The following is a 21,777-nucleotide window of genomic DNA, read 5'->3' on the forward strand; positions in this document are numbered from 1 at the left end:
TATGTGGAACAACGTTCGCCAACTCAACCTTGCCGCCAGCGCGCTGTACGCGCTGCTGCTGCTCGTGTTGGCGGCGGCCGGCTGCTACTGGCTGATCCAGCGTCCGACGTTCGCGTTGCGCGAGATCCGGATCGACGGCGACACCGAGCACATCAACTCGCCGACGGTGCGCGCGGGCGTGGTCGGCCGGCTGAAAGGCAATTTCTTCACGGTCGATCTCGACTCGGCGCGGGCCGCGTTCGAGCAGATGCCGTGGGTGCGTCACGCGAGCGTGCGCCGGGTGTGGCCGAATGCGCTGGCTGTCACGCTCGAGGAGTACAAACCGCTCGGGACCTGGGGCAGCGCGCAGCTCGTGAGCGTCGACGGCGAGCTGTTCACCGCGAACCAGGGCGAGCTCGATCAGGAACTGCCGGCGTTCGACGGCCCGGAGGGCAGTGCGAAGGAAGTCGTCACGCGGTATCGCGACTTCGCGAATTGGTTTGCGCCGCTGAAGGCGGCGCCGGAAGAAGTGACGCTGTCGGCGCGCTACGCGTGGACGGTGAAGCTGTCGAACGGCATGCAGGTCGAACTGGGCAAGGAGCGCACCAGCGAGACCCTGCATGACCGGAGCCAGCGCCTCGTCGCCGCATGGCCGGCCGTCACGGAGCGTTGGGGCAACGACATCGAGTACGCGGACCTGCGTTATCCGAACGGATTCGCGATTCGTGCGGCAGGCATGCGGTTCCTGACCGATACCGACAAGCGCAAGAAGTAACGAGAGATCACACGCAAGAGCACTTTATGAGCAAAGACTACAAGGATCTGCTGGTTTCCCTCGACATCGGCACGTCGAAGGTGGTGGCCATCGTCGCCGAGCTGAAGGGCGAAGGCCATTACGAGGTCATCGGCCTCGGCCAGAGCGAATCGAAAGGTCTGAAGAAGGGCGTGGTGGTCAACATCGAGGCCACCGTGCAGTCGATCCAGCGCGCGCTCGAGGAAGCCGAGCTGATGGCCGACTGCAAGATCACCAACGTGTTCACGGGGATTGCCGGCAGCCACATCCGCAGCTTCAACTCGAGCGGGATGGTCGCGATCAAGGACAAGGAAGTCACGCAGACCGACGTCGCGCGCGTGATCGAGACCGCGAAGGCGATCAACATCCCGACCGACCAGCAGGTGCTGCACATCCTCACGCAGGAATTCATCATCGACGGCCAGGAAGACGTGCGCGAGCCGATCGGGATGAGCGGCATCCGCCTCGAGGTGAAGGTGCACATCGTGACGGGCGCGGTCAGCGCCGCGCAGAACATCGTCAAGTGCGTGCGCCGCTGCGGGCTGGAAGTGAACGACCTGATCCTGCAGCCGCTCGCGTCGTCGCTGGCCGTGCTGACGGAAGACGAGAAGGATCTCGGCGTGGTGCTGGTCGACATCGGCGGCGGCACGACCGACATCGCGATCTTCGCCGAAGGCGCGATCCGCCATACCGCGGTGATTCCGATCGCCGGCGACCAGATCACGAGCGACATCGCGATGGCGCTGCGCACGCCGACGCCGGACGCGGAAGACATCAAGGTCGGCTACGGCATCGCCAAGCAGGCGCTCGCCGATCCGGACGAGATGGTCGAAGTGCCGGGCCTCGGCGAACGCGGTCCGCGCACGCTGTCGCGCCAGGCGCTCGCGGCGGTGATCGAGCCGCGCGTCGAGGAACTGTTCTCGCTCGTGCAGCAGGTCGTGCGCGAGTCGGGTTACGAAGAACTGCTGAGCTCCGGCGTGGTCATTACCGGCGGGGCGTCGATGATGCCGGGCATGGTCGAGCTCGGCGAAGACATTTTCCTGAAACCGGTGCGCATCGGCGCGCCGGAATACGCGGGCGGCCTCGCCGACGTGGTGCGCAATCCGCGCTATTCGACGGCGATGGGCCTGCTCGTCGAAGGCAGCGCGCAGCGCATGCGCGGCCGCAAGGTCGCCGTGCAGTCCGGCAACGCGGGGCAGATCTTCTCGCGGATGAAGGAATGGTTCCTGAGTAATTTTTGAGTACCCCACGGCTCGGTACGCCGAGCCTGCCCCCGAGGGGGCCAGGAAAACGCGGGGCGGCCCGATGTTGTCCTGGGGATGAACCGAATCGAAATTCGCGCCGGTGCCGGCGGCTGGCGCGCGACAGGGGGTTGCCCGATCTCCTGCCGAATAACGGCCGAGTAGTCTTATTTTCTTGACGGAGGCAACAATGGAATTCGAAATGCTGGAAACCGAAACCAACGGCACCATCATCAAGGTGGTCGGCGTTGGCGGCGCTGGCGGCAATGCCGTTCAGCACATGATCAACCGCGGCGTGCAGGGCGTCGACTTCATCGTGATGAACACGGACGCCCAGGCGCTGTCGCGTTCGCGCGCATCGTCGGTGATCCAGCTGGGCAACACGGGCCTGGGCGCCGGTGCGAAGCCGGAAATGGGCCGTGCCGCGGCGGAAGAAGCGCGTGAGCGCATCGCCGATGCACTGCGCGGCGCGCACATGGTGTTCATCACCGCTGGCATGGGCGGCGGCACGGGCACGGGCGCGGCGCCGGTGGTCGCGCAGATCGCGAAGGAGATGGGCATCCTGACGGTTGGCGTCGTCAGCAAGCCGTTCGAATTCGAAGGCGGCAAGCGCATGCGCGTCGCGGAAGCAGGCTCGCAGCAACTGGAGGATCACGTCGACTCGCTGATCGTCGTCCTGAACGACAAGCTGTTCGACGTGATGGGCGATGACGCCGAGATGGACAAGTGCTTCCAGTGCGCGGACGACGTGTTGAACAACGCGGTCGCGGGCATTGCCGAAATCATCAATGTCGATGGTCTCGTGAACGTCGACTTCGAAGACGTGAAGACGGTGATGGGCGAGCAGGGCAAGGCGATGATGGGCACGGCGACGGTCGCCGGCGTCGATCGCGCACGCCTCGCGGCGGAACAGGCCGTGGCGAGCCCGCTGCTCGAAGGCGTCGATCTGTCGGGCGCGCGCGGCGTGCTGGTCAACATCACGTCGAGCCGTTCGCTGCGCCTGTCGGAAACGCGCGAAGTGATGAACACGATCAAGAGCTACGCGGCGGAAGATGCGACGGTGATCTTCGGTGCGGTGTACGACGACGCGATGGGCGATGCACTGCGCGTGACGGTCGTGGCGACGGGTCTGGGCCGTGCGGCGAAGAAGCAGCAATCGGCTCCGATGACGCTGCTGCGCACGGGCACCGACAACCAGCCGGTCAGCGCGGTTTCGCACGGTTACGCGCAGCCGCAACACGTCAGCACGGCCGACTACGGCGCGCTCGATACGCCGGCGGTGTGGCGCAACTCGCGCGAAACCGCGGCATCGCACGTGCAGGCGCTGCAGGAGAAGGGTGTCGATACGTACGACATCCCGGCTTTCCTGCGCAAGCAGGCTGACTGACGACGCACACAGGCGAAGCCGCGGCGCAATCGCTGAGATTTGCCGCGGTAACGCCGGCGTGACGGATGCCACGGACCACGACAGGCCGCGTCGGATGCGACGCCGGGCCGGGAAACGTGCCCTCTTCGCATGAGTGGAGCGGGATGGGACGTGCTGTCCGCAATACGCTGAAAAACCGTATCGCTATGAGGGACCAGCCATGATTCAAGTGGGCGACGCGCTGCCCGACGCGCAATTGTTCGAGTTCATCGACGACGCGCGCGCAGGCTGCACGCTGGGGCCGAACGCCTTCAGCGTGCGCGACCAGGTGGCGGGAAAGCGGGTGGTGATCTTCGGATTGCCCGGTGCTTTCACGCCGACCTGTTCGGCGCAGCATGTGCCGGGCTATGTCGAGCACGCCGAGCAATTGCGCTCGGCGGGCATCGACGAGCTCTGGTGCGTGTCCGTCAACGACGCATTCGTGATGGGCGCATGGGGACGTGATCTGCACACCGCGGGCAAGGTGCGCATGATGGCGGACGGCAGCGCTGCTTTCACTCATGCGCTGGGGCTGACGCAGGATTTGTCCGCGCGTGGCATGGGAATCCGTTCCCTGCGCTACGCGATGGTGGTCGACGACGGTGTGGTCAAGACGCTGGCCGTCGAAGCGCCGGGCAAGTTCGAAGTGAGCGATGCGGCGAGTGTTCTCGCGACGTTGACGCCCTGATCGTGCGGTGCGCCGTTGCCTGCCGGCAACGCTGCTCACCGCCGTCGGGGCAGTTGTAACACGGGCCGATGACCGGAAACGCCTCCGTTCCGGGCATCGGCCCGTCCCGTATCGGCGCGGGTAAACAGTCGAAACAGATTGATACGCAGTTTCCAACAGCGTTGAATAGGGAATTACGCTATAATCTCACCTATCGAATATAACTCCTGATTGATATTCTCAATCAAGTTGAAGAAGACCATGCTGAAGCAGCGCACCATCAAATCGATCGTGAAGACCGTGGGTATCGGTCTGCACTCGGGCCGCAAGGTTGAACTGACGCTCCGTCCGGCCGCGCCGGGCACGGGGATCGTTTTCTCGCGCGTCGACCTGCCCACGCCTGTCGACATCCCGGCATCCGCGATGTCGATCGGCGACACGCGGCTCGCGTCGGTGCTGCAGAAGGATGGCGCGCGCGTGTCGACCGTCGAGCACCTGATGTCGGCATGCGCCGGCCTCGGCATCGACAATCTCTATGTCGACGTGACGGCCGAGGAAATCCCGATCATGGACGGCAGCGCCGCGTCCTTCGTGTTCCTGATCCAGTCCGCGGGCATCGAGGAGCAGAACGCGCCGAAGCGCTTCATCAAGGTGACGAAGCCGGTCGAAATCCGCGACGGCGACAAGTTCGCGCGTCTCGAGCCGTATTTCGGCTTCAAGCTGAAGTTCACGATCGACTTCCGTCATCCGGCGGTCGACAAGACCGGCCAGGAACTCGAGGTCGACTTCGCGAACACGTCGTACGTGCGCGAGATCGCGCGCGCGCGCACGTTCGGTTTCGCCCACGAAGTCGAAATGATGCGCGAGCTGGGTCTCGCACGCGGCGGCAGCATGGACAACGCGATCGTGCTCGACGAATACCGGATCCTGAACAACGACGGGCTGCGCTACGACGACGAGTTCGTGAAGCACAAGATGCTCGACGCGATCGGCGACCTGTACGTGGTCGGCCATCCGCTGCTGGCGTCGTACACGGCATACAAGTCGGGTCACGGGCTGAACAACGCGCTGCTGCGCGAGCTGCTCGCCCACGAAGACGCGTACGAGATCGTCACGTTCGACGATCCGCAAGCCGCGCCGAAAGGATTTGCGTTCGACGCGCAGACGGCCTTCGCCTGATCGGCGTTCGTCCCGAGCGAATAAAAAAAGCGACCTTCGGGTCGCTTTTTTGCTGGGCGGCGCGGTCGGCGGCGCGCTCAGCGCGACGATTTCGCGCCGTGCCGCGCGGCCATCCGCGCGAGCGCGGCCTGCAGCGGCGACGGCTCGAGGTGATCGGCGAGTTCGCGCAACGCGGCGGCGCCGACGGTCGTCATGCGCGCCTGCTTCACGTGCGGCGGCTCCGGCGCGTCCTTCGGCCGCACGCGTACGCGCAGCGCCGACACCGGCCAGCCGCGCTTCTGCAGCTCGGCAAGCAGCCGCGGCTCGACCTGTCGCAGCCGGGCAGCGAGCGCATTGTGCGCGGCAAAGAGGGTCAGGGTGCCGTCCTTGATCGAGCCCGGTTCGACATGATTCGCAAGATAGTCGGGCAGGAGCGCGGTGAGGTCGCGCTGCAGCGACGCCACCTGTTCGACGCCGGCGCGCAGCGCGGCGAACGCGTCGGTGCGGTTGAGCACTTCGGACACGGGTTGGGGGCGATACGCGGAGAGCGGGCCGAAACGCTTGGAAAATCGGTTCATCGAGGCATTCTTCGGGCGCGCACCTGCGCGGACGTTGACGCCGATTGTACCCGCGCCGGCACGCGCACGGGCGGCTTTCGGGCCGTGCGTCCGGCGGCCCGCGCGGGTTCGCCGCGCGGCGCGCGTCCAGCCGGCACACGGGCGCATGCGTCCCCGCGTGCTAAAATTCCTCGTTTGATTCCACTAATTCGCTAAGCCGCCGAGGCTCGGGCGTCGGGGCGCGCAACACGCGCCGGGCGCCGGTGCTGCGACGCAGGATCCGATCCGATGACAACCGGTTTTCTCCAGAAAATTTTTGGCAGCCGCAACCAGCGGCTCGTCAAGCAATATCAAAAGACCGTCGAGACGATCAATGCGCTCGAAACGCAGATCGAGCAGCTGACGGACGACCAGTTGCGCGGCAAGACGGACGAGTTCCGCCAGCGGGTCGCGGCCGGGGAGTCGCTCGACAAGCTGCTGCCCGAGGCGTTCGCGGTCTGCCGGGAGGCGAGCCGCCGCGTGCTGAAGATGCGCCACTTCGACGTGCAGCTGATCGGCGGCATGGTGCTCCACTACGGCAAGATCGCGGAAATGCGCACCGGCGAGGGCAAGACGCTCGTCGCGACGCTGCCCGTGTACCTGAATGCGCTGGCCGGCCGCGGCGTGCACGTCGTGACGGTCAACGACTATCTCGCCCAGCGCGACGCCGAATGGATGGCGCGTCTCTACAACTTCCTCGGTCTGTCGGTCGGCATCAACCTGTCCGGCATGGAGCACGAGCAGAAGCAGCAGGCCTACGCGTCGGACATCACCTACGGTACGAACAACGAGTTCGGCTTCGACTACCTGCGCGACAACATGGTCTACGAGACCGAAGCGCGCGTGCAGCGGGCACTGAACTTCGCGGTCGTCGACGAAGTGGACTCGATCCTGATCGACGAGGCGCGTACGCCGCTGATCATCTCGGGCCAGGCCGAAGATCACACCGAACTGTACGTGCGGATGAACGCGCTGCCGCCGCTGCTCGAGCGCCAGATCGGCGAGGAGAAGGCCGACGGCACGGGCGTCGAGAAGCCGGGTGACTACACGCTCGACGAAAAATCGCGCCAGGTGTTCCTGACGGAGTCGGGCCACGAGAAGGCCGAGCGGCTGCTCGCCGAGTGGGGCCTGATCGGCGAGGGCGAGAGCCTGTACGCGCCGCAGAACATCACGCTGATGCACCACGTGTACGCGGCGTTGCGCGCGCACACGCTGTTCTACAAGGACCAGCACTACGTCGTGCAGAACGGCGAAGTGGTGATCGTCGACGAATTCACGGGCCGCCTGATGGCGGGCCGCCGCTGGTCCGACGGCCTGCACCAGGCGGTCGAGGCGAAGGAACACGTGAAGATTCAGAGCGAGAACCAGACGCTCGCATCGATCACGTTCCAGAACTACTTCCGGATGTACGCGAAGCTCGCGGGCATGACGGGTACGGCGGACACCGAAGCGTACGAATTCAACGAGATCTACGGCCTCGAGACGGTCGTGATCCCGACCAACCGGCCGCCGAAGCGGATCGACAAGCAGGACCAGATCTACAAGACCGCCAAGGAGCGCTACGACGCGGTGATCCGCGACATTCGCGAGTGCTACGAGCGCGGTCAGCCGGTGCTGGTCGGCACGACGTCGATCGAGAACTCGGAACTGCTGTCGCACCTGCTGAAGCAGGCCGGGCTGCCGCACGAAGTGCTGAACGCGAAGCAGCACGAGCGTGAAGCCGCGATCGTCGCGGAAGCCGGCCGTCCGAAACGCATCACGATCGCGACCAACATGGCCGGCCGCGGTACCGACATCGTGCTCGGCGGCAACGCCGAGAAGCAGGCGGCGTTCATCGAAGCCGACGAAGCGATCCCGGCCGACGAAAAGGCGCGCCGCATCAAGCAGCTGCACGACGAGTGGGAGACGCTGCACGAGCAGGTGAAGGCCGCGGGCGGCCTGCACATCATCGGCACCGAGCGCCACGAATCGCGCCGGATCGACAACCAGCTGCGCGGCCGTGCGGGCCGCCAGGGCGACCCGGGTTCGTCGCGCTTCTACCTGTCGCTGGACGATCCGCTGCTGCGCATCTTCGCGGGCGACCGCGTGCGTTCGATTATGGATCGCCTGAAGATGCCCGAAGGCGAGGCGATCGAGGCCGGCATCGTCACGCGTTCGATCGAATCCGCGCAGCGCAAGGTCGAAGCACGCAACTTCGACATCCGCAAGCAGCTGCTCGAATACGACGACGTGTCGAACGACCAGCGCAAGGTGATCTACCAGCAGCGCAACGAACTGCTCGAAGCCCACGACATCACCGAGACGATCTCGGCGATGCGTCACGGCGTGATCACTGAAGTCGTCCGCCAGTTCGTGCCGGAAGGCAGCATCGAGGAACAGTGGGACGTGCCCGAGCTCGAGGAAGCGCTGCGCAACGACTGGCAGCTCGACCTCGCGATCCAGGAAATGGTGAACGAGTCGTCGTCGATCACGGCCGACGAGATTCTCGACGCCGTGACGACCGCCGCCGACGAGCAGTACGAGGCGAAGGTCGCGATGGTCGGCCGCGAATCGTTCAGCGCGTTCGAGCGTTCGGTGATGCTGCAGACGGTCGACCGCCTCTGGCGCGAGCACCTCGCGGCGCTCGACCACCTGCGCCAGGGCATCCACCTGCGCGGCTATGCGCAGAAGAACCCGAAGCAGGAATACAAGCGCGAAGCGTTCGAGCTGTTCGCCGCGATGCTCGATGCGATCAAGCAGGAAGTCACGCGCATCGTGATGAACGTGCAGATCCAGTCGCCCGAGCAGCTCGAGGAGGCCGCCGAGCAGATCGAGGAGCGCAGCGGTCATCTCGAGAACGTCGAGTACCAGCACGCCGACTACGCGGAATCCGGCGCGCCGGTGGCGAACGTCGCGGCCGCCACGGCGGCCACCGCGACGGCCGACATGGTCGGCAGCGCGATGACCCACGGCCACGCCGGCGAGCTGCCGAAGGTCGGCCGCAACGACCCATGCCCGTGCGGCAGCGGCAAGAAGTACAAGCAATGTCACGGGAAGCTGTCATGATCGGCGGCGGCGCGCATCGGCGTGCCGCTTCATCCGCAGTTTCGAGTCAGTGAAGTGAGTTGCGGCGGCCGCTCGTGCGGCCGTCGGTTCTTCCAATCAATGCCGGCGCGTGCCGGCATTTTCCATCCGGCAGGTGTGCCCCATGGCTGTCAATTTTCCGTCGATCGATCCCGCCCAACTGCATCCCGTCGCCGGCGTCACGCTCGGCTGGGCGGAAGCGAACATCCGCAAGCCGAATCGCAAGGACGTGCTGGTCATCTCCGTCGACGAAGGGGCGACGGTCGCCGGCGTATTCACCGAGAACCGCTTCTGCGCCGCACCGGTGATCGTATGCCGCGAGCACCTGGCCATCGTGCGTGCGGGCGGCGCGGGCATCCGTGCGCTCGTCGTGAATACGGGCAATGCGAATGCGGGCACCGGCGAGCCGGGCCTCGCGCACACGCGCGAAACCTGCGCGGAACTTGCGCGCCTCGCGGGCATCGACGCCGCACAGGTGCTGCCGTTCTCGACCGGCGTGATTCTCGAGCCGCTGCCGATCGACCGCCTGAAGGCAGGGCTGCCGGCCGCGCTCGCGAACCGCCAGGCCGCGAACTGGTACGACGCCGCGCAGACGATCATGACGACCGACACGCTGCCGAAGGCCACGTCGCGCCAGGTGACGATCGACGGTCACACGGTCACGCTGACGGGCATCAGCAAGGGCGCGGGCATGATCAAGCCGAACATGGCGACGATGCTCGGCTTCCTGGCGTTCGATGCGAACGTCGCGCAGGCGGTGCTCGACACGCTCGTGAAGGAAGTGGCCGATCGCTCGTTCAACTGCATCACGATCGACGGCGACACGTCGACCAACGACTCGTTCATCCTGATCGCGTCCGGCAAGAGCACGCTGCCCGCGATCACGTCGACCGACTCGCCGGCCTATGCGGCGCTGCGCGAAGCGGTCACGCAGGTCGCCCAGGTGCTGTCGCAGCTGATCGTGCGCGACGGCGAAGGCGCGACGAAATTCATGACGGTGCAGGTCGAAGGCGGCAAGAGCGTCGCCGAGTGCCGCCAGATCGCTTACGCGATCGGTCATTCGCCGCTGGTGAAGACGGCCTTCTACGCATCCGACCCCAACCTCGGCCGGATTCTCGCGGCGATCGGCTATGCGGGCGTCACGGATCTCGACGTCGACAAGATCGATCTCTATCTCGACGACGTGCTCGTCGCGAAGGCCGGCGGCCGCAACCCGGCTTACCAGGAAGAGGACGGCCAGCGCGTGATGAAGCAGAGCGAAATCACGATCCGCGTGCTGCTCGGCCGCGGCGACGCGCAGGCTACCGTCTGGACGTGCGACCTGTCGCACGATTACGTGAGCATCAACGCGGATTACCGCTCCTGATCGGGAGCGCTCGGACGACATGGACAAGCTCGAACAGTTTCTGACGCGTGCCGAAGCGCTGCTCGGCCGCCTCGAGGGGATGCTGCCGCCCGCACCGGCGGCTGTCGACTGGAATGCCGCCACCGCGTTCCGCTGGCGCAAGCGCCAGGGGCGCGGCTATCTGCAGCCGGTGCCGGCCGCGTCGTCGATCACGCTCGACGATCTGCACAACATCGATCGGCAGAAAGGGCTGATCGAACAGAACACGCGACAGTTCGTGCAGTGCAAGCCGGCGAACAACGTGCTGCTGACCGGTGCGCGCGGCACCGGCAAGTCGTCGCTGATCAAGGCGTGCCTGAACGCCTATGCGAAGGACGGGCTGCGCCTGATCGAAGTCGACAAGGACGACCTGCACGATCTCGGCGACATCGTCGACCTGATCGCGCAGCGTCCGGAGCGGTTCATCGTGTTCTGCGACGATCTGTCGTTCGAGGAAGGCGAATCGGGCTACAAGGCGCTGAAGGTCGCGCTCGACGGCTCGATCGCCGCGCAGTCCGACAACGTGCTGATCTACGCGACGTCGAACCGCCGCCATCTGCTGCCCGAGTACATGAGCGACAACGAGTCGTACAAGCATCTGCCGGACGGCGAGATCCACCCCGGTGAAGTGGTCGAGGAAAAGATTTCGCTGTCGGAGCGCTTCGGCCTGTGGGTCAGCTTCTACCCGTTCAAGCAGGACGACTATCTCGACATCGTCGCGCACTGGCTGCGTCATTTCGGCTGCGCGGACGGCGAGATCGAGACGGCGCGCGGCGACGCGCTCGTGTGGGCGCTCGAGCGCGGTTCGCGCTCGGGGCGCGTCGCGTGGCAGTTCGCGCGCGATTGGTCGGGTCGCAAGGAGCAGGCATGAGCACGGATTCCGCAGTGGGCGCCGTGCGCGCGCCCGACGGCCGCAAGGTGACCGAAGTCGCGGTCGGCGTGATGGTACAGCCCGGCAGCCCGCTCGGTGGCTGCCGCTACCTGCTTGCGCAGCGGCTGCAGGGTAAGCCGTACGAAGGCTACTGGGAGTTCCCGGGCGGCAAGCTGGAAGCCGGCGAGAGCGTCGAGGACGCGCTGGCGCGCGAGCTGCACGAGGAACTCGGCATCGTCGTCACCGCGAGCCACCGCTGGCATACGCTCGAGCACGACTATCCGCATGCATACGTGCGGCTCTATTTCTGCAAGGTGACGGGCTGGACGGGCGAGCCGCACAGCAAGGAAGGCCAGGCGTTCGTGTGGCAGCAACTGCCGGTCGACGTCGCGCCACTGTTGCCGGCGGCGCTGCCGGTGCTGGAATTGCTCGAGAAGGAAGCAGCGTCCCAATGACGCCGCGGCGGCTCGCCTGAAAAGCGGGCCGCATCCGCCTGCGGCGGTACCGCGCGACGCTCAGCTGTCGCGGCGGTCGTCGGTGCCGTCTTCCTCGGACGACGGACCTTCGTCGGAGGACCCGCCGATCCGGTACTTTTCCGCGGCCCATGCGCCGAGATCGAGCTGCTTGCAGCGGGCCGAACAGAACGGGCGGAACTTGTTTTCAGGCGTCCAGCGCACTTCTGCGCCGCACGAAGGACATTTCACAACGGTAGTCATACGAAAGCGTCGAACCGGCGCGGGGCCGTTACAGATTGCACAGTGTCAGATGGAACGGCACGTCGATGTCCACCGCGCGCGGCCGCACGTCGCCGTCCTGCATGGTGAACCGTACCCACAGCATGTATTTGTTGGCGCTCGCTTCGGGAATCACGCGCAGTTCCGGCGGCACGCGCACCTGCATCAGCTGGTAGCTGCGCCCCGACAGCATCTGCTGGTAGCTGCCCTGCATCGCCATCACCTTCGACGCCTGACCCGATTCGCGAGCGAGCCGCAGCACGATTGCCGCGGCGTCGCGCAGCGGCAGCAGCGGCATGATCCATTTCGCGATGTCCTGGCGCCGCTGTTCCGCGGGCCATTGCTGCCACGCATAGTACGACGGCAGGTCGAACTTGCACGTGCCGCCGGGAATCACCGCGCGGCTGCGGATGCTGGCGAGCCACTCGTTGTCGACCAGGTGCTGCCCGGTCTTGCCCTGCATCTGCGCAAGATTGGCGAGCGTCTGCTCGATTTCACCGAGCACGGCTTCGAGCGCATTCTGTTCGATGCCCGGATTGCCGCGAAAGGGAGCGAGCGTCTGACGTTGACGTTCGAGCTCCTTCATCAGATCCGATTTCAGGTCCGCGCGGCCCGTGACCTCGGCGATTTCGAACAGCGTCGTCAGCGCGACGTGATGTTCACGCGGGTCCTCCTGAGCCAAAAAGAACGCGAAGCGCTCGAACAAGTCTTCGAGGCGCAACAGCGTGCGAATTCGCTCGTTGAACGGATACTCGTAAAGAATCAAGCGCGCTCGCCTCTCGGGGTAGGAATTGAAACAATGCAGGACATTCTAATGCTCACTCTCTACCCTAGCAACGCGCCAATTTCGTACACCATCACGATTGCGGCGGCGGTCAGTGCGCGGCGGCCGCGAATCCGAGATAGCGTTGGTGCAGTGCATCGACCTGCGCGGCAAGCATATCGGGCGCCGTCGCATCGTTGACGATCACGTCGTCGGCCGCCGCGAGACGCGCTTCACGCGTCGCCTGTCTTGCGATGATCGCTTCGACCTGTTCGCGCGTGAAACCATTGCGCCGCATCACACGTGCGATCTGCGTTTCGACCGGACAGTCGACGACCAGCACGCGATCGCAGCGCGCCTTCCAGTTACCTGACTCCACGAGCAGCGGTACGACGAAGATCACGTACGGGCCCCGCGCTTCACGGGCCTCGCGATCGGTCTCCGCGCGGATCAGCGGATGCGTGATCGCTTCGAGGCGCCGGCGCGCGTCGTCGTCGCTGAAAATCAGTGCGCGCATCTTCGCGCGATCGAGCGAGCCGTCGGCCGCGACGAAGTCCGGCCCGAATGCGTGTTCGATCGCCGGCATCGCGAGACCGGCCGGCGCGGTGATGCGGTGCGCGATCAGGTCGGTATCGACGAGCGATGCACCGCGTGCGGCGAACATGTCGGCGACGGTCGTCTTGCCGCTGCCGATGCCGCCGGTGAGTCCTATTGCAAACATGTGAGCCTCCGCCGGGCCGCCACGAGGAAACGAACCTCCTCCCCGCGACGCAGCGAACAAGTCGGACGGGTTCGGTGCGTCATGTCAGCCGCCGAGCGCCAGATAGAAAGGGGTGCCGAAAAACAGTGTCGCGACGCCGCCGGCCGCGAGGAACGGGCCGAACGGAATCGGCTCCTCGAAGCGCATGCGCCCGCGCCAGGTCGCGACGAGCCCGACGACCGCGCCCGTCACCGCGGCGAACAGCACGACCTGCGGCAGCGCGGCCCAGCCCATCCATGCACCGAGCGCGGCGAGCAGCTTCAGGTCGCCGAAGCCGATGCCCTCGATGCCACGCAGCCATTTGAACAGCCAGTAGATCGACCACAGGAACAGGTAGCCGGCCATCGCGCCGACCACGGCCGAACGCAGTGACGTGAACGTGCCGCCGAGGTTCAGTGCGAGCCCTGCCCACAGCAGCGGCAGCGTCATCGAATCGGGAAGGTAGCCGGTCTGGATGTCGATCGCGCTCATCGCCAGCAGCGCGGCGCAGAGCCCGAACGCGGCGAGTGCGGCGGCGGTCGGGCCGAACGCGGCGAGCGAGCCGGCGGCGAGCAGCGCACCCGCGACCTCGACGAGCGGATAGCGCACGCCGATCGCATGGCCGCACTGGCGGCAGCGCCCGCGCAGCATCAGGTAGCTGACGAGCGGGATGTTTTCCCACGCGCGCAGCACGTGGCCGCAGTGCGGACACGCGCTGCGCGGGCGCCACAGATCGTAGTGCGGCGGATAGCCGTCGTCCGGCGCGGCACTCGCGCTGCCCGTCGCTTCGGCGATTTCGGCCTGCCATGCGCGCTGCATCATCACCGGGATCCGGTGCGCGACGACGTTCACGAAGCTGCCGACGCACAGCCCGAGCACGACGGCGAATGCATATTGCACCGCGGGCGGCAGCATCGCCAGCGCGAGCAATGTGCTGTCGGGCGAATCGAAAACGGTGGTCAGGGGCGCGGGCGTCATGGGCTCGGGTTCGGGCTTGAAAGGCGACAGAAACGGTTGCGATGCTACACCACGTTGCCCAGCTGAAGGATGGGCAGATACATCGCGATCACGAGGCCGCCGACGAGGGCACCCAGGACGATCACGATCAGGGGCTCGCCGAGCGCGGCGAGCGCATCGAGACGCGCGTCGAGCTGACGCTCGCAGAGCGCGGCGATGTCGGCGAGCATCGTGTCGAGTGCGCCGGTTTCTTCGGCGACGGCGATCGGCTGTACCACGTCGTCGGGGAAGCAGCCCGCCGCGTGCATCGCATCGGCAAGACGCGCGCCGCGCAGCACGCGCGCGGCGATCTGCGCGGTGGCCTGCTCGAACACCGGGTGGCCGGCCGTGCGTTCGAGCGTGGCGAATGCATCGGCGAGCGGTACGCCGGCACCGAGCAGCGTGGCAAGCGAGCGGCACCAGCGCGCGGCCGCGAACCGCGTAAGCGCGCTGCCGACCAACGGCGCATTCAGCACGTGCCGCGCGGCCGTGTAGCGCAGCGGCGGCGAGCGCCGCAGCGCGTGGTGTGCGACGAGCCCCGCCACCGCGGCGCCGGCGACGAACGTGCCGCCCCAGGCCGATGTCGCGGAGGACAGAGCGAGCAGCGCGCGGGTCGGCGCCGGCAGTGCTGCGCCGAATCCGTCGAAGATCTGCCGGAATGTTGGCACGACCCATACCATCAGCGCGGCCGAGATCGCGAGCGCGAACACGATGACGGCGACCGGGTAAGCGAGTGCGGCACACAGCTTGCGCCATTGCGCGTCGGCGCGTTCGCGGTGCTCCGCGACGCGGGTCAGCACGACGCCGAGCGCTCCCGATGCTTCGCCGACCTCGATCAACTGGCGATACAGCGTGCCGAACTGGGACGGATAGCGTGCCAGCGCGGCGGCGAAGCGCTGCCCGCCGACGATCTCGCGTGCGAGACCTGCGGCGATGCGCGGGAGCCCGTCGCGCGTACGGGTGCGGGCAAGCATCTCGAGCGATGGTGCGAGCGGCAGCCCGGCTTGCAGCAGGCTCGCGAGCTGGCGCGTGAAGCGCGTGACCTCGCGTGCGCCGGCCGCCGGTGGCTGGGCCGTGCCGCGGATGTCGAGCGCCAGCACCGCGATGCCGTCGCGCGCGAGCGCCGCACGTGCGGCGGCTGCATCGAATGCGATGACGTTGCCGCGGCACGGCGTGCCGTCGCGACGACGGCCGCGCCACGCGAAGCGGGTTTCGTGAGGCGGCGCATGCATGGCGATCACGCGTCGGGCGTCGCGGCCAGGGCTTCCGCGACGCTCGTCGTGCCGTCGCGAACGTGCGCGAGTGCCGCGTCGCGCAGACTGCGCACGCCTTCGGCCGCCGCGCATTGCGTGAGCGCACCGACGCTTGCGCGCGCGACGATGCGTTCGGCCATCTCCGGTGAAACCGGCATCGTCTGATGCAGGCCGATGCGGCCTCGATAACCGATACCGTGACAGGCGGCACAGCCGCGTGCGACGAACGGGCGCCATCCGGATGCCAGTGCCGCCGGATCGCAGCCCGCATCGCGCAGCGCGTGCGCCGGCGCGTCCGAACGCGTGCGGCAGCTCACGCATAGACGCCGCACGAGCCGTTGCGCGGTGACGAGGCGCAATGCGGCGGCCAGGTTGTACGGCGCGACGCCGATATCGAGCAGTCGCGCGACAGCGGCCGGCGCATCGTTCGTATGCAGCGTCGACAGCACGAGGTGCCCCGTCTGCGCGGCCTTGATCGCAACGTCGGCCGTCTCCGCATCGCGAATCTCGCCGACCATGATGACGTCCGGATCCTGCCGCAGCAGCGCGCGCAGCGCCGTGGCGAAGGTCAGCCCGGCTTTCTCCACCACGCCGACCTGGTTGATGCCGTCGAGCTGAATCTCGGCCGGATCCTCGACCGTGCATACGTTGTGCGCGTCGCGATCGAGCATCTGCAGCGCGCAGTAGAGCGACAGTGTCTTGCCGCTGCCGGTCGGGCCGGTGACGAGCACGAGACCGTGCGGCGCGCGTATCGCGGCCTCCATCGCCGCGGCCTGTCGCGCGTCGAAGCCGAGGCGCGCGAGCGTGAGGTCGGGCGGCAGCGTTTCGAGGCGGCGCAACACGAGTTTCTCGCCGAACAGCGTGGGCAGCGAACTGACCCGGTAATCGCCTCGCAGGCCTGCGTCGACCGTGATGCGCAGCCGGCCGTCCTGCGGAAGCCGGCGCTCGGCGATGTCCATGCGTGCGAGCACCTTGATGCGCGTCACGAGCGCGTCGCGCAGATGGACGGGCGGTCGCGCGTGTTCATGCAGGACGCCGTCGATGCGCAGGCGAATGCGCCAGCCTGCTTCGAATGGTTCGACGTGGATGTCGGACGCGTCGCGCACGCGGGCGGCGTGCAGCGTGTCGGTCAGCAGCCGTACGGCGGGCGAGTCGTCGAGTTGCGCCGCATCGAGCGAATGGGGCGGCTCGGCGGGCGATGCGTCGGTGGAGGCAGGTGGCCGCTGCGTGCGCAGCGGCGCCCCGGGAGGTGGGAAGTGCATGTGAGCCGGCGCTCGGCCGCCTGTTGATCGTGACCGGTCAATGGTCACGTATCGCGGGCGGTGCCGACAGTCGGCCGTTCGGCTAGCGCGCGACGGCGCGTGCGCGCGTGCTGCGCGGCTTGAAGAGCTTGACGGTGCGCACGGCCTGGTCGTCGCTGCGCATGACTTCGAGCATCACGTCGCGGATTTTCAGGCAAACGTCGCCGTCGGGAATTTCCTCGAGGATCTCGAGGATCAGGCCGTTCAGCGTCTTCGGCCCGTCGGTCGGCAGTTGCAGATGCAGCCAGCGGTTCAGTTCGCGCAGCGGCATCCTGGCGGCAACGATGCATTCGCCGTTTTCATCCCAGCCGCCCGCGCGTTCGCCGCGCGGCATCGACGTCGTGAATTCGCCGATCAGTTCCTCGATGATGTCCTCGGGCGTGACGAGCCCCTCGAGCTCGCCGTACTCGTTGACGACGAGCGCGGTGCGCTGCCGGCTTTCCTGGAAATACTGCAGCTGCTGGACGACCGGCGTGCCCGACGGCACGTAGTACGGCTCGGCGAGCAGCGTGCGCAACGTTTCGCGGTCGAAATCCTGGTTGTGCAGCGCGGTGAGCGTCTTGCGCACGTGCAGCACGCCGAGCACCTTGTCGATGTCGCCTTCATAGACGACCAGCCGGTTGTGATAGCAGGTCTCGAGTTGATGCAGGATGTCGTCGAGCGGCGCGTAGAAGTTGAGCGACTCGATCTGGCGGCGCGGCACCATCACGTCGTCGACCGTGATGTTCTCGAGGTCGAACAGATTGAGCAGGATGCTGCGGTGCTTGGTCGGCATGAAGCTGCTCGACTCGAGCACGATCGCGCGCAGTTCGTCGGCCGACATCCGCTGGTCGCGGCCCTTCTTCGTATTGATGCGCAGCACCCAGAGCACGCCGTTCGCGAGCGCGTTGACGAACCAGACGATCGGCTTGAACACGCGCATCAGCGGCGCGATCACGAGACTCGCGGGCAGCGCGATGCGCTCGGGAAAGGTCGCGCCGACGATCTTCGGTGCGATTTCCGCGAACACGATGATCAGGAACGCGACGATGCCGGTCGCGATCGACAGCGCGAGGTTGTTACGGCCGAACGTGTGGAGCGCGAGCGACGTCGTGAGGACCGGGATGATCGTGTTGAACAGGTTGTTGCCGATCAGGATCACGCTGAGCAGCAGGTCGGTGCGCGTGAGCAGACCTTGTGTGGTCTTCGCGCCGAGCACGCCCTGGCCGGCGAGATGCTTCAGCCGATGACGGTTGAGCGCCATCATCGCGGTCTCGGAAATGGAAAAGAAGCTGGAGCAGAGGAGAAGCAGGAAGACGGCGCCGATTTGCGCCCATAAGGGAATTTGGTCCACGCGTCAGAATGGGCAGTGAAGGACAGGGATGGAGGGAATATAGCAGAGGCCGGCGGCCGTGATGTGTCGCGCGCGGCACGAGGGCCCGCGTGGTCAGGCAAAAGCAGGCAAAAAAAAACCGTGCACGCGGTGCACGGTTTTTTTAAATCTGGTCGGGGTGAGAGGATTCGAACCTCCGGCCTCTACGTCCCGAACGTAGCGCTCTACCAGGCTAAGCTACACCCCGATTTGGACTCTTCCGACTTCGCCGTCTTCTTCAAGACCGCTGCGTCGTCGAGCAAGAACATAACTATAGCGATGTTTTTTTAAAAAGGGAATACCTTGGCGAAGAAATTTTTCGAGGCAGCATAGCGCCTCGTGTTTTCCGCGCGCTTACGACTGCCGCGACGTCGAGTACGAGCACAACGCGAGCAGGCTTTCCTTGTAGATCGAATCCGGGAACGCGGTGATCGCGGCAGCGGCGGCCTGTGCTTCCTGGCGCGCGCATTCGAGCGTATGGTCGAGCGCGCCCGAACGCGTGATCGCGTCGAAAATCGTGTCGAAGCGATCGGTGCCGCCTTGTTCGATCGCCTCGCGTGCGAGCGCCGACTGTTCGGGCGTGCCGCGTTCGATCAGATAGATGAGCGGCAGCGTCGGCTTGCCTTCGCGCAGGTCGTCGCCGGCATTCTTGCCCATCGCTTCGGCCGTGCCCGCGTAGTCGAGCCAGTCGTCCATGATCTGGAACGCGGTGCCGATCCGGCGGCCATATTCGGCCGCGGCGGCTTCGGTCGGCGCATCGGCGCCCGCGAGCACCGCGCCGAGGCGGGCCGATGCTTCGAACAGCTTCGCCGTCTTGTAGCGGATCACCTGCATGTAGCGCGTCTCGTCGACGTCCGCGTCGTGCATGTTCAGCAGCTGCAGTACCTCGCCTTCGGAAATGATCGTCGTTGCTTCCGACAGGATTTCCATCACGCGCATCTTGCCGACGCCGACCATCATCTCGAACGAGCGCGAATACAGGTAGTCGCCCACCAGGACGCTCGCCGCGTTGCCGAACAGCGCGTTGGCCGTCTGGCGGCCGCGCCGCAGCTCGGATTCGTCGACGACGTCGTCATGCAGCAGCGTGGCCGTATGGATGAACTCGACGACGGCGGCCAGCACGTGCCGCTGGTGCGACGTCTCGCCGAGCGCGCCGGCGACGAGCAACAGCAGGGCCGGACGCAGCCGCTTGCCGCCCGCGCCGATGATGTACTCGGCGATCTGGTTGATCAGCAGCACGTCGGACGCGAGGCTTTGCCGGATAACGCGATTCACCTGCTCCATGTCGCTTGTGATCGGGGCGAGCAGGTGGGCGGCGCTGAGGGTGGGGGAGGCGGTGGACGACGACATGATGATCGAAATGGGTGATGCGGCGGATTATAAGTCCAATCCGCGATATCCCGGTCTGTCGGACGCGCGTGCACCGTGATTTTGGCCGTCCGGCCAGGGCCTGCGCGCGGCAATCGCGGATCGGCTTTGACTTGGGTGCTAAGCCCATGTATAATCACGTGTTTTCCGCGCGTGGTGTGCGGAAAATTTGGATCCAGAGTGAGGTTCTCAATGTACGCGGTCATAAAAACCGGCGGCAAGCAGTACAAGGTTGCCGTTGGCGAAAAACTCAAAGTAGAACAGATACCGGCTGACATTGACGCTGAAATCACGCTCGACCAGGTTCTCGCAGTGGGCGAAGGCGAATCGATTAAGTTCGGTACGCCGCTGGTCAGTGGGGCTTCCGTCAAGGCCACCGTTGTGTCGCACGGTCGTCATGCCAAGGTCACCATCTTCAAGATGCGTCGCCGGAAGCACTACCAAAAGCACGGCGGCCACCGCCAGAACTACACTGAGCTGCGCATCGACGCGATCAACGCGTAAGCGCCTCGGTAAAGGAGCAATCAGATGGCACACAAAAAGGCAGGCGGCTCTTCCCGGAACGGCCGCGACTCCGAGTCGAAACGTCTCGGCGTGAAAGTGTACGGCGGCCAGGCGATCAACGCTGGCGGCATCATCGTGCGTCAGCGCGGTACGCGCATGCACGCTGGCGAGAACGTCGGCATGGGCAAGGATCACACCCTGTTCGCGCTGGTCGACGGTCACGTCAAGTTCGCGACCAAGGGCGCGGACAAGAAGCATCTGGTCATCGTTGTCCCGGCGGCTGCCTAAGTTAGTTAGGCACCCACGGGCTTCGTAGCCGAAAGGCCCCGCAGTCTTCGCGGGGCCTTTTTTTATTTGGCCGCCGGGCGCATGTGCGCGCCGGCGGCTGTCGCGAAACGGCGGGCAATCGGCCGAACGGCAGATTGTTCAAGCGTGCCGGCGCGCGGCACAATAGCGGAAATACTGGTCGGAGTAACGAATGAAGTTCATTGACGAAGCACGAATCGAAGTCATCGCCGGCGACGGAGGTGATGGGAGCGCGTCGATGCGCCGCGAAAAGTTCGTTCCGTTCGGCGGGCCGGACGGCGGCGACGGCGGCCGGGGCGGTAACGTCTACGCGATTGCCGACCGCAACATCAACACGCTGATCGACTACCGTTACGCGAAGAAGCACCTGGCGCGCAACGGCGAAAACGGTCGCGGCTCGGATTGCTACGGCAAGGGCGGTGACGACGTCACGCTGCGCATGCCGGTGGGCACGGTCGTGACCGACATGGATACCGGCGAGCTGATCGCCGACCTGACCGAGCACGGCCAGCAGGTGATGCTTGCGAACGGCGGCGCAGGCGGTCTCGGCAACCTGCATTTCAAGTCGAGCACGAACCGTGCACCGCGCCAGAAGACCGACGGCAAGCCCGGCGAACGGCGCATGCTGCGGCTCGAGCTGAAGGTGCTCGCCGACGTCGGGCTGCTCGGCATGCCGAACGCCGGCAAGTCGACCTTCATCTCGTCGGTGTCGAACGCGAAGCCGAAGATCGCCGACTATCCGTTCACGACACTCGCGCCGAACCTCGGCGTCGTGCGGGTCGGCCCGAGCAAGAGCTTCGTGATCGCCGACATCCCGGGGCTGATCGAGGGCGCCGCCGAAGGCGCGGGTCTCGGCCACCAGTTCTTGCGACATCTGCAGCGCACGGGCGTGCTGCTGCATCTCGTCGATTTGGCCCCGTTCGACGAAAACGTCGACCCGGTCGCGGAAGCGAAGGCGATCGTCGGCGAACTGCGCAAGTACGACGAGGCGCTCTACGAGAAGCCGCGCTGGCTCGTCCTCAACAAGCTCGACATGGTGCCGGAAGACGAGCGTGAGGCGCGCGTCGCCGATTTCCTCGCCCGTTTCGACTGGGATGGCCCGGTGTTCGAGATTTCGGCGCTGACGGGCCAGGGCTGCGAAGCGCTGTGCTACGCGATCTACGATTACCTCGCCCAGCATTCGGACGCGCATCGCGCGGCGGAAGAGGAAGATCTGGCCACGGACGTGCGATTCCGCGATGCGCCGCCCGCCGATGGCGGTGCGACGCCCGGCGACGACGCCTGAGCGGACCCGAAACGCACCGG

The 21,777-nt window shown here is 66.0% G+C and carries 21 protein-coding genes and 1 tRNA gene; 12 read left to right on the top strand and 10 right to left on the bottom strand.

Annotated features, from left to right (window positions below; all coding sequences use genetic code 11):
• Window position 1: 1 nt before the first annotated feature.
• From ACP26O_RS02540 to lpxC, 5 genes are all read left to right on the top strand, one after another.
• Window positions 2-754 carry a cell division protein FtsQ/DivIB gene (locus ACP26O_RS02540; RefSeq protein ID WP_006752446.1) on the top strand — a complete coding sequence of 251 codons (753 nt, stop codon included), beginning with the start codon at window positions 2-4 and terminating at the stop codon, window positions 752-754.
• A 26-nt stretch (window positions 755-780) separates the two neighbouring features.
• Window positions 781-2,013 (top strand): cell division protein FtsA, encoded by a 1,233-nt coding sequence (ftsA, locus tag ACP26O_RS02545; protein WP_006752447.1) that lies wholly within the window; start codon window positions 781-783, stop codon window positions 2,011-2,013.
• 190 nt (window positions 2,014-2,203) lie between these two features.
• Window positions 2,204-3,400: a cell division protein FtsZ gene (gene ftsZ / locus ACP26O_RS02550; protein WP_006752448.1), complete on the top strand. Its 1,197-nt coding sequence runs from the start codon at window positions 2,204-2,206 to the stop codon at window positions 3,398-3,400.
• Between the two features lie 199 nt (window positions 3,401-3,599).
• Window positions 3,600-4,106 carry a peroxiredoxin gene (locus ACP26O_RS02555; RefSeq protein ID WP_175665350.1) on the top strand — a complete coding sequence of 169 codons (507 nt, stop codon included), beginning with the start codon at window positions 3,600-3,602 and terminating at the stop codon, window positions 4,104-4,106.
• Between the two features lie 240 nt (window positions 4,107-4,346).
• The gene (lpxC, locus tag ACP26O_RS02560; RefSeq protein WP_006756824.1) at window positions 4,347-5,264 is read left to right on the top strand and encodes a UDP-3-O-acyl-N-acetylglucosamine deacetylase; all 918 of its coding nucleotides are present in this window, start codon (window positions 4,347-4,349) and stop codon (window positions 5,262-5,264) included.
• Window positions 5,265-5,341: 77 nt separating this feature from the next.
• Here the strand turns inward: lpxC and ACP26O_RS02565 are convergent, their stop codons facing one another.
• On the bottom strand, window positions 5,342-5,821 hold the full coding sequence (locus tag ACP26O_RS02565; protein WP_006756825.1) for a DUF721 domain-containing protein: 480 nt from the start codon (window positions 5,819-5,821) through the stop codon (window positions 5,342-5,344).
• Window positions 5,822-6,088: 267 nt separating this feature from the next.
• Between ACP26O_RS02565 and secA the strand changes: the two genes are divergently transcribed.
• The 4 genes from secA (at window position 6,089) to ACP26O_RS02585 (ending at window position 11,612) form a co-directional block, all read left to right on the top strand.
• Complete coding sequence (gene secA, locus ACP26O_RS02570) at window positions 6,089-8,884, top strand: preprotein translocase subunit SecA (protein ID WP_165750833.1); 2,796 nt, start codon at window positions 6,089-6,091, stop codon at window positions 8,882-8,884.
• A 142-nt stretch (window positions 8,885-9,026) separates the two neighbouring features.
• A complete protein-coding gene (gene argJ / locus ACP26O_RS02575; protein ID WP_175665349.1) occupies window positions 9,027-10,268 on the top strand; it encodes a bifunctional glutamate N-acetyltransferase/amino-acid acetyltransferase ArgJ in 1,242 nt (413 codons plus the stop codon).
• Window positions 10,269-10,287: 19 nt separating this feature from the next.
• The gene (locus tag ACP26O_RS02580; protein WP_011655899.1) at window positions 10,288-11,157 is read left to right on the top strand and encodes an ATP-binding protein; all 870 of its coding nucleotides are present in this window, start codon (window positions 10,288-10,290) and stop codon (window positions 11,155-11,157) included.
• On the top strand, window positions 11,154-11,612 hold the full coding sequence (locus ACP26O_RS02585; protein ID WP_105834678.1) for an NUDIX domain-containing protein: 459 nt from the start codon (window positions 11,154-11,156) through the stop codon (window positions 11,610-11,612). Before ACP26O_RS02580 ends, ACP26O_RS02585 begins: the two co-directional genes overlap by 4 nt.
• A 60-nt stretch (window positions 11,613-11,672) precedes the next feature.
• On the opposite strand, the gene ACP26O_RS02590 is transcribed toward ACP26O_RS02585, so the two are convergent.
• From ACP26O_RS02590 to ACP26O_RS02630, 9 genes are all read right to left on the bottom strand, one after another.
• Window positions 11,673-11,873, bottom strand: coding sequence for a DNA gyrase inhibitor YacG (locus ACP26O_RS02590; protein ID WP_006756830.1), 201 nt, complete (start codon window positions 11,871-11,873; stop codon window positions 11,673-11,675).
• 28 nt (window positions 11,874-11,901) lie between these two features.
• Window positions 11,902-12,657, bottom strand: a complete 756-nt coding sequence (zapD, locus tag ACP26O_RS02595) for a cell division protein ZapD (protein ID WP_006754990.1) — start codon at window positions 12,655-12,657, stop codon at window positions 11,902-11,904.
• A gap of 109 nt (window positions 12,658-12,766) precedes the next feature.
• The gene (gene coaE / locus ACP26O_RS02600; protein WP_175665348.1) at window positions 12,767-13,375 is read right to left on the bottom strand and encodes a dephospho-CoA kinase; all 609 of its coding nucleotides are present in this window, start codon (window positions 13,373-13,375) and stop codon (window positions 12,767-12,769) included.
• An 84-nt stretch (window positions 13,376-13,459) separates the two neighbouring features.
• On the bottom strand, window positions 13,460-14,371 hold the full coding sequence (locus ACP26O_RS02605) for a prepilin peptidase (RefSeq protein WP_175665347.1): 912 nt from the start codon (window positions 14,369-14,371) through the stop codon (window positions 13,460-13,462).
• Between the two features lie 44 nt (window positions 14,372-14,415).
• The gene (locus ACP26O_RS02610) at window positions 14,416-15,621 is read right to left on the bottom strand and encodes a type II secretion system F family protein (protein ID WP_175665346.1); all 1,206 of its coding nucleotides are present in this window, start codon (window positions 15,619-15,621) and stop codon (window positions 14,416-14,418) included.
• A 5-nt stretch (window positions 15,622-15,626) separates the two neighbouring features.
• On the bottom strand, window positions 15,627-16,904 hold the full coding sequence (locus ACP26O_RS02615) for a GspE/PulE family protein (RefSeq protein WP_175665345.1): 1,278 nt from the start codon (window positions 16,902-16,904) through the stop codon (window positions 15,627-15,629).
• Window positions 16,905-16,986: 82 nt separating this feature from the next.
• Window positions 16,987-18,276: an HlyC/CorC family transporter gene (locus ACP26O_RS02620; RefSeq protein ID WP_126227117.1), complete on the bottom strand. Its 1,290-nt coding sequence runs from the start codon at window positions 18,274-18,276 to the stop codon at window positions 16,987-16,989.
• A gap of 149 nt (window positions 18,277-18,425) precedes the next feature.
• Window positions 18,426-18,502 (bottom strand) — tRNA-Pro (locus ACP26O_RS02625).
• A gap of 146 nt (window positions 18,503-18,648) precedes the next feature.
• The gene (locus tag ACP26O_RS02630) at window positions 18,649-19,644 is read right to left on the bottom strand and encodes a polyprenyl synthetase family protein (RefSeq protein ID WP_006752232.1); all 996 of its coding nucleotides are present in this window, start codon (window positions 19,642-19,644) and stop codon (window positions 18,649-18,651) included.
• A 210-nt stretch (window positions 19,645-19,854) separates the two neighbouring features.
• On the opposite strand from ACP26O_RS02630, the gene rplU reads away from it, so the two are divergent.
• The 3 genes from rplU (at window position 19,855) to obgE (ending at window position 21,757) form a co-directional block, all read left to right on the top strand.
• Window positions 19,855-20,166 carry a 50S ribosomal protein L21 gene (gene rplU, locus ACP26O_RS02635; RefSeq protein WP_006025184.1) on the top strand — a complete coding sequence of 104 codons (312 nt, stop codon included), beginning with the start codon at window positions 19,855-19,857 and terminating at the stop codon, window positions 20,164-20,166.
• Window positions 20,167-20,190: 24 nt separating this feature from the next.
• A complete protein-coding gene (gene rpmA / locus ACP26O_RS02640; protein ID WP_006476999.1) occupies window positions 20,191-20,454 on the top strand; it encodes a 50S ribosomal protein L27 in 264 nt (87 codons plus the stop codon).
• A 190-nt stretch (window positions 20,455-20,644) separates the two neighbouring features.
• The gene (gene obgE, locus ACP26O_RS02645; RefSeq protein ID WP_175665344.1) at window positions 20,645-21,757 is read left to right on the top strand and encodes a GTPase ObgE; all 1,113 of its coding nucleotides are present in this window, start codon (window positions 20,645-20,647) and stop codon (window positions 21,755-21,757) included.
• The last annotated feature ends 20 nt before the right edge of the window (window positions 21,758-21,777 follow it).

Origin of the sequence: Burkholderia sp. R-40 (genome assembly GCF_049942845.1) — a bacterium.
GTDB lineage: Bacteria > Pseudomonadota > Gammaproteobacteria > Burkholderiales > Burkholderiaceae > Burkholderia > Burkholderia ambifaria.